The organism is Spiroplasma endosymbiont of Halictus nicosiae, from assembly GCF_978018445.1.
Map to the genome: position 1 here is coordinate 1,276,529 of NZ_OZ389573.1, position 11,857 is coordinate 1,288,385.

General features: G+C 24.4%; 22 protein-coding genes. 5 read left to right on the plus strand and 17 right to left on the minus strand.

Annotated features, from left to right (window positions below):
• Positions 1–314: 314 nt before the first annotated feature.
• The 4 genes from ACZ91P_RS08850 to ACZ91P_RS08865 form a co-directional block, all read right to left on the minus strand.
• The gene (locus ACZ91P_RS08850) at positions 315–437 is read right to left on the minus strand and encodes a hypothetical protein (protein ID WP_465155154.1); all 123 of its coding nucleotides are present in this window, start codon (positions 435–437) and stop codon (positions 315–317) included.
• Entirely contained in the window at positions 424–963 is a 540-nt protein-coding gene (locus ACZ91P_RS08855; protein ID WP_465155156.1) for a hypothetical protein, read from the minus strand. Before ACZ91P_RS08855 ends, ACZ91P_RS08850 begins: the two co-directional genes overlap by 14 nt.
• Before the next feature lie 64 nt (positions 964–1,027).
• On the minus strand, positions 1,028–1,258 hold the full coding sequence (locus tag ACZ91P_RS08860) for a hypothetical protein (protein ID WP_465155158.1): 231 nt from the start codon (positions 1,256–1,258) through the stop codon (positions 1,028–1,030).
• Between the two features lie 74 nt (positions 1,259–1,332).
• Positions 1,333–1,578 carry a hypothetical protein gene (locus tag ACZ91P_RS08865; protein WP_465155160.1) on the minus strand — a complete coding sequence of 82 codons (246 nt, stop codon included), beginning with the start codon at positions 1,576–1,578 and terminating at the stop codon, positions 1,333–1,335.
• Positions 1,579–1,669: 91 nt separating this feature from the next.
• On the opposite strand from ACZ91P_RS08865, the gene ACZ91P_RS08870 reads away from it, so the two are divergent.
• Genes ACZ91P_RS08870 through ACZ91P_RS08880 form a run of 3 tightly spaced genes read left to right on the plus strand, consistent with a single transcriptional unit; the run spans position 1,670 to position 2,496 of the window.
• Positions 1,670–2,206, plus strand: a complete 537-nt coding sequence (locus ACZ91P_RS08870; RefSeq protein ID WP_465155162.1) for a hypothetical protein — start codon at positions 1,670–1,672, stop codon at positions 2,204–2,206.
• On the plus strand, positions 2,172–2,324 hold the full coding sequence (locus tag ACZ91P_RS08875) for a hypothetical protein (RefSeq protein ID WP_465155164.1): 153 nt from the start codon (positions 2,172–2,174) through the stop codon (positions 2,322–2,324). The genes ACZ91P_RS08870 and ACZ91P_RS08875 overlap by 35 nt, the downstream gene beginning before the upstream one ends.
• A complete protein-coding gene (locus tag ACZ91P_RS08880; RefSeq protein WP_465155166.1) occupies positions 2,299–2,496 on the plus strand; it encodes a hypothetical protein in 198 nt (65 codons plus the stop codon). The genes ACZ91P_RS08875 and ACZ91P_RS08880 overlap by 26 nt, the downstream gene beginning before the upstream one ends.
• On the opposite strand, the gene ACZ91P_RS08885 is transcribed toward ACZ91P_RS08880, so the two are convergent.
• From ACZ91P_RS08885 to ACZ91P_RS08935, 11 genes are all read right to left on the minus strand, one after another.
• Positions 2,476–3,309 (minus strand): hypothetical protein, encoded by an 834-nt coding sequence (locus ACZ91P_RS08885; RefSeq protein ID WP_465155168.1) that lies wholly within the window; start codon positions 3,307–3,309, stop codon positions 2,476–2,478. The genes ACZ91P_RS08880 and ACZ91P_RS08885 overlap by 21 nt on opposite strands.
• Positions 3,266–3,454, minus strand: a complete 189-nt coding sequence (locus ACZ91P_RS08890) for a hypothetical protein (protein ID WP_465155170.1) — start codon at positions 3,452–3,454, stop codon at positions 3,266–3,268. Before ACZ91P_RS08890 ends, ACZ91P_RS08885 begins: the two co-directional genes overlap by 44 nt.
• A gap of 41 nt (positions 3,455–3,495) precedes the next feature.
• Positions 3,496–4,644, minus strand: a complete 1,149-nt coding sequence (locus tag ACZ91P_RS08895; protein ID WP_465155172.1) for a hypothetical protein — start codon at positions 4,642–4,644, stop codon at positions 3,496–3,498.
• Positions 4,645–4,657: 13 nt separating this feature from the next.
• Complete coding sequence (locus tag ACZ91P_RS08900; protein ID WP_465155174.1) at positions 4,658–4,927, minus strand: hypothetical protein; 270 nt, start codon at positions 4,925–4,927, stop codon at positions 4,658–4,660.
• A gap of 189 nt (positions 4,928–5,116) precedes the next feature.
• Positions 5,117–5,455, minus strand: coding sequence for a hypothetical protein (locus ACZ91P_RS08905; protein ID WP_465155176.1), 339 nt, complete (start codon positions 5,453–5,455; stop codon positions 5,117–5,119).
• Positions 5,456–5,468: 13 nt separating this feature from the next.
• Positions 5,469–5,882 carry a hypothetical protein gene (locus tag ACZ91P_RS08910; RefSeq protein WP_465155178.1) on the minus strand — a complete coding sequence of 138 codons (414 nt, stop codon included), beginning with the start codon at positions 5,880–5,882 and terminating at the stop codon, positions 5,469–5,471.
• Positions 5,883–5,894: 12 nt separating this feature from the next.
• Positions 5,895–6,206 carry a hypothetical protein gene (locus ACZ91P_RS08915; RefSeq protein WP_465155180.1) on the minus strand — a complete coding sequence of 104 codons (312 nt, stop codon included), beginning with the start codon at positions 6,204–6,206 and terminating at the stop codon, positions 5,895–5,897.
• A 571-nt stretch (positions 6,207–6,777) separates the two neighbouring features.
• Positions 6,778–7,335, minus strand: a complete 558-nt coding sequence (locus ACZ91P_RS08920) for a hypothetical protein (protein ID WP_465155183.1) — start codon at positions 7,333–7,335, stop codon at positions 6,778–6,780.
• A 94-nt stretch (positions 7,336–7,429) separates the two neighbouring features.
• The gene (locus ACZ91P_RS08925) at positions 7,430–7,738 is read right to left on the minus strand and encodes a hypothetical protein (protein ID WP_465155185.1); all 309 of its coding nucleotides are present in this window, start codon (positions 7,736–7,738) and stop codon (positions 7,430–7,432) included.
• A complete protein-coding gene (locus tag ACZ91P_RS08930; protein WP_465155187.1) occupies positions 7,717–8,409 on the minus strand; it encodes a hypothetical protein in 693 nt (230 codons plus the stop codon). The genes ACZ91P_RS08925 and ACZ91P_RS08930 overlap by 22 nt, the downstream gene beginning before the upstream one ends.
• A 205-nt stretch (positions 8,410–8,614) precedes the next feature.
• On the minus strand, positions 8,615–8,863 hold the full coding sequence (locus tag ACZ91P_RS08935; protein WP_465155189.1) for a hypothetical protein: 249 nt from the start codon (positions 8,861–8,863) through the stop codon (positions 8,615–8,617).
• 829 nt (positions 8,864–9,692) lie between these two features.
• Between ACZ91P_RS08935 and ACZ91P_RS08940 the strand changes: the two genes are divergently transcribed.
• Both ACZ91P_RS08940 and ACZ91P_RS08945 read left to right on the plus strand, forming a co-directional pair.
• Positions 9,693–9,860 carry a hypothetical protein gene (locus ACZ91P_RS08940; protein WP_465155191.1) on the plus strand — a complete coding sequence of 56 codons (168 nt, stop codon included), beginning with the start codon at positions 9,693–9,695 and terminating at the stop codon, positions 9,858–9,860.
• Positions 9,861–10,010: 150 nt separating this feature from the next.
• Complete coding sequence (locus tag ACZ91P_RS08945; protein ID WP_465155193.1) at positions 10,011–10,247, plus strand: hypothetical protein; 237 nt, start codon at positions 10,011–10,013, stop codon at positions 10,245–10,247.
• Between the two features lie 158 nt (positions 10,248–10,405).
• Here ACZ91P_RS08945 and ACZ91P_RS08950 read toward each other — a convergent pair whose 3' ends face one another.
• A complete protein-coding gene (locus ACZ91P_RS08950) occupies positions 10,406–10,690 on the minus strand; it encodes a hypothetical protein (protein WP_465155195.1) in 285 nt (94 codons plus the stop codon).
• A 145-nt stretch (positions 10,691–10,835) separates the two neighbouring features.
• Positions 10,836–11,816, minus strand: a complete 981-nt coding sequence (locus ACZ91P_RS08955; RefSeq protein WP_465155197.1) for an IS30 family transposase — start codon at positions 11,814–11,816, stop codon at positions 10,836–10,838.
• Positions 11,817–11,857 lie beyond the last annotated feature (41 nt).

Here is an 11,857-nt window from a genome sequence, read left to right on the forward strand (position 1 = left end):
TTTATCTCCTTTTTATACACTAATAAATTAATACTCATAATATCATTGTACAACGAATTAAATAGAAAAGAGTGGTCCCTTGAATGGTTAAATATTTAGGTAGTATTCTTTATTCTTAGGTTTTTAATAAAATTAAGTAATTAGAAACAAATTAAGTTTCGCTTATGACTAAATTATAACAAAATTTATAAAAAATTCAACTTTTTTTAAAAATATAATTTTTAGTTGAAAAAATAATTTATAAAATTATGAATTTTGACATACTAAAAAATACTTTTTAAAGTTATTGCTAATTTTAAAAGGTTTTTTATTTTTTATAAAGATAAAAATTGATTTTGAAATTGATTTAAATTAAATATATTAAATTCAATCTTTTCTTTATTTTTATTAGTTTTATCAACTTTCTCATCATTAATTTGATTATTAACTCTTAACATAGAAGCAATTAACATATTGATAAATGTTTTCTTTACAATATATTTTTGCGCCACGCCCTTTAACAGCCTTAATATAATGCGATACATCACCCTCAACATGACAACCAATATTATATTCTAATGATTGATTTACAATACCTTCTTCATTACTTTTAATTAATTCAATGGTTTCTAATAAAAATATTTTTTTATTAGCATTAACATATGGTAAATGACATATTAAAAAATCTAATAATAATTTATAATTTCCAGTAAAGAAATATATTTTTGCTAATTTATATTTTATTCTATGAATTTTGATTCTATATGATACAGTGTTATTTTTATATTTTGCTTTTACTGCTCTATAAATTTTTTTAATTTGTTTTTCACCATCACTTAATATTAATATTTTAGTATTTTGATTAATATCATAAGTATCCATTGATTTAAAAATTTTATCAATAAAATTATCAATATTAGATTTATTATTTTTATTCTTATGATTTTTATTCATCATTTGAAAAACGCCTTTTTTCTTTTTCATTTTTATTCTGGTTTTTTTTGACTTTTCTTGATTAACACCAACATGCATAGTCGCAAGAAATATTTTATTTTCAATTTTTTTTATTTTCTCGCATTGGTTTAAAAGCTCCGTAAATTTGAATATATAAAACATTATTTGGAATTTTAATTTTATTGTTATTTTTATTACTAATGTAATCGGTTTCTTCTAAATCGGCATTTTTAAAAATATTAGATATTGTTCTTTCACTAATATTTGCATTTTCTGTTGTATGTAAAATATCTTTATATCTTTTTCCATCACCTATAAAAGACATATATTTATTTTTTAAATTTATTCCAATTCTTTCGTATTTTTTTAAACCTAATTCTTCATATAAAGGACAACGATTTATATTTTCTTTTTTTCTTCATCATATTTAACATATAATCTTCTTTTAATAGGAATATCTCCATATTCTGTTTTAATTGTTTTTGGCAATTTTGATATCACCTTATATCCTTGTAATATTTGTCCTTGTTGATATAATTTAAATATCTCATTATCTCTTTTAATCAAGAAATTTTTAGTTTCATTGTTTGTTTCTATTATTTTATCTTTTTTATAATCTTCTAATAAATTTTGTTTTAATTCCATTTTATAATTTCCTTTCATATAAACAAATTATTTTAAAATATGATACTCAATACTTCACATAATCTTTTCAAAAAAAGGAGGCTATTTAAAAATGCAGGATTTTACCAAAATTAATAACAAAAAACGGATTACTAGTTATAAATATTTAAATAAAAAATATGATTTGAATTTTAGTGACTATAATTTTGGTTTTGATTGAGAAGTATTTAAAGACTTTGTTGGTGATAGTTATGCCCGATATTTTACTTCACCAACTTTTTTTAAGTTTGTTTCAGCGGGGCGTGGTACTAATAAGACATGAAATCACATAGCAGAAAAATTATTTTTTGCTTGTAATTTTACTGATGCTTCATCTAACATTTTACGAAGATATGCCAATACCCATGAAGATACTACATTTTGCGATACAATTAATGTATGTAATTATTTATACGATAAATATGGGATTAATATAGGACCCGACAATGAAAATGGCATTGTTTGACCTAAAAATGTTAAAGAAGGTGGCGAAATTGTTTTTCCTAGTGGTGTGAGAATTGCTTTTGCGGGTTATGCTAATGGTAATAAAATTATGGAAAAAGTTGGTAAAGGTAGTGGTATTATATCAGCGTGATTTGGGTATTTTTAATTTGCGATTAACAATGGGTGCTGTTTGAAATAAAATACCTGATATTACTAAAAAACTTGTTTTAACAAACAAACAAGAGCGACCTGATTTATTTGAACTTGAATACTACGGATTTTAAAGAGTATAATTTACAAGATTTTTATAATTCCAATACAAAACAGTATCAATTTGTTAGTTATTCAATTGGTGTGGATTTTGCTAATGGTAGTGAAGACCAGACGGTGTTTTTATTTAGTGGTTATAAAATTAATGAAAATAATAGTTGAAGATTACGGGCAATGAATAATTAATACATTTTGAAATTTACGGTCATAATTATAACAATATGTTAAATAATTCAATAAAACTTTATCTAAACCATTTTTATTTATTAAATCTAAAATATCTTTACCTTGAATATAGTTTTTTGCAATACTTCATGGTAAAAAACTTTCGGTAAATCAATATTGAAATACTCTTAAATTAGGATTTGTTTCAATTGGCATTGATAATAATGGTACTAAACTAGCATTTTCAATATTTGATGATGGATAAGAATAAACACCATTGATATTGCCTCAACACTTAATATTTCCAAATAACATTGATTTAGGGTATTTAATTTCAATGCCAGTAAATACTGTATCTTTTGGCAATGATTTTTGTAAAACTAAATGAATACTATTCTGATTTTTTCACTTAAAATCAGTTATTTTAACTAAGTGGGTAGATTTAATAATATCAATGCCATCAGGTGAATAAGGACGCTTATATTCTTCAATAATATAATATTCATTTTTATTGTTTTCGGTAATTGGTTCATTAATAGAAACTATTTTTAAGTCATAGGATTCTAAAAATTCTTTATCTTGTTTTGAAATATCATTGATTAAAATATCTTTTTCATCAATCATTACATAACTTGTGCTATTATCTTGGACTGTGGTGTTTTGTTGAATTTGTAATTTAAAATTAAAATCACTAATTTCATAACCAGTTATTTTAATATATTCATCTTTGTCAATAAAACCTATTTTAACGCTATTTTGAGAATAGTTTAAGGTTAGTTTTTGTTTTGTCTTAACAAGAATTATTAATTTTATAAATATATAAGGTTCTTGCACGGGCTTCTGTAAATAATTGTTCTAAATCAGGGTCGCTGTACTGCGATTGACTAACAAAATCTAACGGAATACTATCAATTGAATAGTCAATTGGTTCATCATTTTCTGCTAATTGTGCTAACATTTTTTCATATGGTTTTAACATTATTCTTGTTCTCCTTCTTCATTAGGCATATTGATAATAGTTTAGTTGTTTTTTAATTGTCTGTTTAAAGTAGCATTTACTGGTAAGCGAACATCAACAATTAACTCGTCAATATTTTTAATATTGAATGTTCTACTGTTTAAAATAGCATTATCATATTTAATTAACTTAATAATAAATTCAGTTAATTTAATTTCTCTAATATATATCATTTGTTCGTATGATGCGTTTGTTTGAATATTTACACCAGCAACTTCTGTCTGAGTTTGTTGTGCTCCCTTAGCAATGGCGGGAACATGATGTCGATTTATTTTATAGTAATTAGTTAATAATCAATCATATATTTTAGTTAATTGCTCACCTTTAAAATTACCAGCAATATAGTCTACTGGTTGAAAATTACTATCAGGGTCTCCTTCAACTAATAACAAGTCATTTCCAATAAATGATGCCAGCATTTTACTAATTTCTTGGTCAACCACACCAGTAACTCCATTAGTATTAATAGTAAATTTACCACTATTTAATAATGGATCTAACATTATCTTTTCAGCAATAATATCTAAAATACTAGCAAATTGTTTACCATAACGAGCAGAAGGCTCAAAATTAGGGTTATTAGGAATAATTTGAATTGGAATAAAATTAAGTGGTAATATTTCTTCTCTTTGTAAAGTTGTATAGTTATTTCATTTAACATCATCAATATATAAGTCGGTAATAGTACTATATAATCGTGTTTTTAACTTTCTAATAACTTTAACTTGTTTAGTTACAGCATCAATCTCTAATTTTTCAGTAATAAAAATACTCTGGTCATTTTTAAGAAAAGGGTCATAATCAAAAGTGCAAGATACTAAATTACCTAATTCATCATACTGGTCATTGTAAAAATCAATAGTAATAAAATTAAGTTTTGAATTATTATTGGTAAAGTCCTGCATTTTTAAAAAGCTATTAATTAATTTAGTATCTATTTTTTGATTAGTAATAGGATTATAAATGCTAATTTCTAAATCTCGTGGATTTAAAAAATTAGCATTATCTTCACAAATTCTTTTTTCTAAAATCTCATTATGTTTTTGAACAGTAACATTTTTACGATTAGTAATCGTTGATGCTAAATTAAGATAATAACTATCAATATCATATTCTTTTTTTAATTTCTTTTTTGCTGGTAATAATCCCATTTATAACACCTCTTTATTTTGTATCTTCTTTTTTAATAACATCTTCAATACTATCTTGTTTTTGTTGTTTGTTATGTGTTTTGATAAATCTAATTGTTTCAATAATCAAAACTATAATTCCAGCTCCGATAAGCATTGCTGAAACAATAACATATGCTGGTCAAGAAATACCTAATGTTTTTTCTCCTATAAAACAAATAATAATTCCTGCAATAAAAAACAATGATGAAACTCCAAATATTTTCAAAAACATAATTACATCTTTAACTTCTACTTTTGGCATAATAACATCTCCTTTCTAATTTACCTTTTTTCTTTCAATAAACACAAATCCCAAAGGTTTAAATGTTGCTGGACCATTAACTCCAATATTAATCAATCCATCAGGATTAATAGATAATGCTAAACATGCACTATTAACACCTATTTGATTATATATAACACCTATTGTTTGTCTAAAACTATGCCTTGTTTACAACATCCCTTGACTTTTTAAATCTCCTTTGATATTTTTTCCTGAGGCTCAAATTCTATAAATATAATTTTCTTTATCAAAATTAGGAATATTATATTCAGTTTGACCAACTATAAAATCACTAGTATCAACAATTTCTCAATCTGGAACTTTTGGTATAACAATTGATTTTTTTAATTCATCTAAAATTTCTTCTTTTATTTTTGCAAGTTTTTCATCTTTAATTTTTTCTATAACAAGTTTATCTAATAAAACATCAACTTCTAATTGAGTAGAATATGCTTCTAAATCAATCATTGTTAAATCAATACCTTCTTCTTGAAAAGTACGAAACATTTTTTTAAAGTTGTTAAATTAGCCAATGATTTTGCATAGGTAGGCAATAGACTAGACCTTGTCATGTTGCCATAGGGTCATTTTGTGAAGAATAATTAATATCACCAACACTCATATTTGCCGAAGTAAAAAACTCAATTGGAATACGGTTAAATGTTCAATGTTCAATTGTAATAAACACCATATTAATACAAATTTTCTTTAATAATGGGTCTTTAAATGTTTCAAATTTTAGCTTTGAAAATGGATAGTTTAAGTAAGAATTAATCATATTTTGGGCTCTTAAAGCAAATGTTTTAAATCATAATTCTACATCACCTTTAAAAAACTTATTATAACGAACTGGAACTTGTGTAATTTTACCTGTCATTGGAATAAAATTATTATAATTTTCCAAAGTAACATTTTCTCATAATTCATTTAACATTTAATCATCTCCTTATCATTTACTTTTTTTAGAATATATTTTCTTTAATATAAATTTTTTACTATTTAGTAATGTTTTTGTTTTAATTTTTTTGTTTAAATCTTGTTTTGTTCTGAGTTGTTTATATGCTTGAAATACTAGTCCATTACCCAATAAACTAGTAATTGCACTATCTTCTAGCGTATTTAAGAATTTATCTTTATTAAAGTTATTTTTAAATTGTTCTTGCTTTTTTAATATCTTAGCAATTGTCCGATATATTTTAAAACTATCTTTTACTACTTGCTGATAAGCAAGTAGGGCAAAAGAAACTAAATTAAACAAACTTGTTTTTTAAAATCCCAAACCAATAAACCATTCACTGTTCATATAGAATTTAAACGGTTCAGGAGCCAAAACAAACTGTTCTGCTTTGATTAAAGTTGTCATAACGACAATAGGGACATATTTAGGATTTTTATAATATATTGTTAAAGCAACTTCACCCGCAACTGATAAAGGAAGAATTTTAATTGCTAAAAAACATCAGAACCATAAGCAAAAGGTAATAATTGACCTTTTTTAATAGCCTTAGTTTCAAATTTAGATAATATTTTTTAGTTTTATTAGTAATTTTACTAATTACTTTTTGTTTAATAGTAATTATTTGTTTTTCAATTGGGGCTAATAATTTTTTAGTTACTTTTTGAATATAAAAATTTGGGTTTTAATGATTTAAAATTTTATTTAATTTAATTGGTGTTTGATGAAAAATATTTAATAATTTATTATTATATATTTTACTGCCCCTCATTAAATTAGCATTTAATAGTAGATTTTTACCAACACCTTTTTATGAAGATTAGTCATTTGTTATATCACTCATTAGTATTAATTTTACTTATTTTATCAATATTTAATCTATATTCAGGCAATCATTTATTAGCATTTTTTCATTCACGCGTGGTATTTTTTGAACTAATTTAGGACTTATTTTTTGAATATTTTTCTCAATTTTTAATAAATTATTAATTGTTTCTAAATTAGAAACTTTAAAACCTTTATAAAAATCATTTCGGGCTAATTTTCCAATTGTATATAATAAAGTTTCATTATTAGCCTGCTTTGAAGATAAAATCTTTTTACCTGTAACTTGCCTTACAACATCTTCTAAATTATTAGCAATTGGTGGAATTGGTAAATTAACGCGTGCTGTTCGAACAACTAGAATTTTAAAATTAGCAAAAGAAATTAAACTACTTGAAAAATTAGGTGTAATAACTGCTGGTAACAAATTTAAGACGGTACTTTTTGCTGTTACTTCTGATGTTAATTTATCATATATTTGATTTACGGCAAAATCGATTGCTGTTTCTACTCCAAACGAGATAAATGCTGCGGTAAAATTAGATAATCCCGCACCAAGACCATTAACAGCATAAATAAGGGCTGTTTTAGATGTTCCAATTGGCATATCATTTATCAAACGAAAAAGTACTATTTTTTAGTACTATTAAGAATTTTTAATTTTAACATCAATCGGATTTGTTTGACCAGTAGCGTTGTTTTTACCTTCAATTTGGACAAAAACCTTGGTATCATTTGTAATATTTATTGGTCAATCAACACCATCACTTTCAATAAAGTAATCAAAATCACTTTCAGTTAAAGGAACTATTTACTGCTTTTACTGCTTTTAAAACAACATCTTTAAATTGTGGTTTTAACTGTTCGGCTGTTGCTTTTGTTGGGTCTGCAACATGAATAGTTGGTTTATCTAATTTATTAATTTTACTAATATCAATTTTTGAAACAATATGTTTAATAATTCCTTTTGGTTCAACCACTGCTCCACCTAAATATAAAACTCTTTCCATAATCAAAGTATTACCCCCATTCCAGTACCTAACGCAGCAGCACCAACTCTTAACGGAGTATGATCTTTTTTGCGTAAAATAAGCGGGTCATATTTTTTGCTAAACTTAAAGGCAATTGCATTAACACCATCTGGTAATAATTCAATTGTTCCTTCTGAACCATCTTTATTAATAATTGGTAATTTTTTAGGAACGATATAGTATGTTGTTCCTTTAACAGTTTTTATTGCTCCACTTGTTGTGATTACACTATTTATTTGGTCGTTTGCTCCAAGTTGTAACTGTAATTTATTACGAATTCCACGAATAAAATCAGCCGAACCTAAAACAATTGTTTCTGATGGAGTAAAGCCGTTTTCATATATTTTATCCATAATTTCATTATGAATTTGTAAAGCATTTGTATCATCTGCTTTTTTGCCTTGAATAGTTGTAACTGTTCCTTTATTAATAATTTCTAAAATTTTATTGCGTTTATAAGCAACCTCAGTATTCATTGCTTGCTCAATATCGGCAGCCCAAAGATTAGGATTAAAATCATTTTCTACAGGGTCTAATTTACGAGCAAAAGTTAAAATTGTATCTAATTCAAGAACTCCATCTTCAAATTCTACTGTTGAATATTTTAGAAGATTATCATCGGTATTAAATACTTGTCCATCTTTTCCCAAACCTTCATTATATTTAATATTTTTTTTCTTTTATATGTTAAACCAAATTTATTTGCTTCTTTTCACGCAGATAAAGCTTCTCAACTAAATTTTTGTTGATAAGTTTGTAAATATTATTGTTCAAATGTTTCTCGGTCTCTTTGTGTTGCTTGATTAGCAATATCGCCAAAAATTGTTTTTGGATCCATATTTTTATTCCTTCTTTCTATTTATTAAATACATTGTCTGTATCTAAAATATTGTTTTCTTTGTTTACTACTTTTGGTACGCCACCAGTATTAACTGTTTGTACCTTAATTAATTCATCATAAACACTTTGTAATTGTGTTTTAATGATTTCAATATCATCAGTAATATCATAAGATTTTAATAAAACATTTTTAAAATCTTCATTATATATTCTGTCATTATATATACTCCTTAATTTTTTTGTTTGTTGATCAAATTTCATCATTAATATTATTTGCAGTTACTGGATAAGCACATATCATTAATTCTTGTAATTTATTTTAGTATTTAATTACTTCGCCACCCGCTTCACTTTGGGGAGTGAGCAGGGGCGGATAGGATATTTTGATAGAGTTTACCCCATACAGAAATAAAAAAACAGTTTACCCAGTTATTAATTACGCTTCATCCATCCCTACACAACTTTATACAAAGAAAATAACCTTTTGGAGTTCCAACCCTCTTGTTTTTTTAGTGTCCGATATTGTTTTTTTCGGTTTAACAGCACTTTTTTTATAAAAACAAGTCAAAAAACAAATGCTCTGACATTTCGCAAGTGATTAATCTTACCGAGAATTAAAAAAATAAATAGGAGTAGTAAATCCAATCGCTTTCACACTTTCTTTAAGACTTCGTGTCATAGATGAGTTATCCATCTTTAAGCATCAAAATATTAAGTTTTAGTATTGCATTATTCATCAGATAGTACCTTTATTAAAAATGATATTATTAGGTTGTTAAACCGAAAAAATATAATAAATCACAGAAAGAAAATTATAAAAATTAACTAGTTTGTAGGGTAAAATAGGTTAATTTTTAATTTTAAAGATACTATCTGATGAATAATGCAAATAAAAAAATCGTTCTAATAAGCGATTACTTTATTTATAATTTTTATAAAAACTAAGCTTTTTTCCGACTACCTTTATTTAAAAGTCGTGATAACGTCCTCTAATTTTTTAAAAAGTAAGGTAAAAAAGAAAAGATTTTTTAAACTCTGCACTAAAAAGCAATAATATGATAAATACCATAAAGCAAAGGATGTGATAATAAAAATGACAAATAAATTACGAAATTGAAAAATAATAATAATTATTCAGGGAATCTTGATGGAAGCACTATTTTCATTTATTCCATTTGCAATTTTTGATAAATTTGGTTTAACAAAAATTTGATTCTTCTTATTAGTTCCTACTGCAATGTTCTTTTTTACCCCATTATAGGCTAAAGTTAAAAAGAAAAAAAGTAATACTTTTATCTTTCAAATTAATAGTTTTTTTCTTTTTATTTTTCTTTCGTTATTAATGACTGTTAATTTTTTTGATAATAATTTAATTATTTATTTTTATCCCTTACTGCTTTTTTGTACAGGAATGTTTGTTGCTGGAATGGTTCCTTTTTCAATGGAAATTATCCGTAGTTATACCCGTGAACATCAATTAAAAACAAATCCTAGTCTTTATTTTATTTTAGGAAGTCTTGTTACAATTATAATTCCTTTTTTAATACAATACTTTTTAACAGAATTAACAGCTAAAATTTCCTTACAAGGATATTTTAGTCTATTAGCATTAATTAACTTTAGTTTAATTTTTTTCAACCATGTATAGTGTAAATGCAATTAATTATTTCCTACTCTTATTAATTAAAATAATAGCACTTAAAAATAAGTTTGCAAGTATTTTTAAATTATTTTTTTAATTTATTTAAAATTAGTATATTTGGGCACACTAAAAAATAATTTATTAAGTTTTTTTATTTAATAAATTTATTTAATATATTTATTAAATAACTGTGTCGGTGTTTCTCAATTTAAACAAGGTCTTATCTTATCATTAATTGTATTAATTATTCAATCTATTTTATCTTGTTTAATAATTCTAATCATTCTTTCTACAATTGGTTTTTGTGTAGGACTACCTTTATCACAAAAATATACATTTGTTTTAAGATCTTTTTCAATATCTTTTCAATTTCAAAATTCTTTTCCTTGATCAGTTATAATTCCCTTTAAATGTTTTTTTAAAAGGCTCTGTGTAGATATAAACGGCAAATTTATATCTTGTTAAGTTAATAATAAAATATTTTTAATAAATTGCAACAACTTTTTCAGAAAAAATTAAATTTTTGTAATTTTATCTTATTTTATCCATATTTAAGCACACTAAAAATAATTTATTAAATTTTAACTAATAAATTTATTTAAAATTTTGTAAAAACATTGTCTTTGCACTTAGTCAATTTAAACATGGTCGGAGTTTATCATTTATAACATTAACTACTCAATCTATCATTTTTTGACTAATATTATTAAAATCAATTCCCTTAGAAAGTCAATATCTAAATTCACCGTTCATATGCTCAATTAATGGTTTTTGTTGTGGTTTACCGGGGTCACAAAAATAAAATTGTGTTTCAGCAAATATTTCCATTTCTTTTCATTTACTAAATTCTTTTCCTCTATCAGTTATTATTCCTTTAATTTTCCCAATTAAATTATTATTTTTAACAATATCTTTAAATTTTTCTAAAACTTCATTAGCGGTATTATTTTTTAATTTCATTACAAAATAATTTTTACTTGATTGTTCTACTAAAACTAAATTACTAGATTGATGGTCTTTTCCTACAACAGTATCCATTTCAAATCATCCAACATTAGAAACTTTATTTTCAATATCTCAAATTGATTTAAAGTTAGTTAATTTACCACGATTATCAGGTTTTCCTTTTGTTTTATATTTTTTACCACGATGGGGTAAATTTTCTTTTTTTAATCCAAATTCGCCTAAGCGAATTCATTTATACAACGTTTTAACACAAGCAGAAAATTTAACACCAAACTCCAAGAAATAACGATAAATTAATTGTTCGGGTGTATCGTGGTATTTATTAAATCTTATTTTAATAAAATCTAATTGCTCTTTTGTAAATTCAGGTAGTTTTTTAATACATTTTTTACGCTTTTTCTTATAATCTTTTTGTGCTTGATATGGATTATAATCTTGTATATTTTTAAATCGATTTATTTCTCTTTTAATGGTATTAATTCCGCGTCCCATTTGTCTTGATATTTCAGATAAATTAATTGTGCCATTTTTCTTTTTACAAGTATCAGATAATAATAAATCCTTAAATAAATCTCGTTCATCAAATATTAAATGTTTAAATTTTCTCATTTTTATACAAATTCCTTTCATTTTTTCTTATAATGTATTAT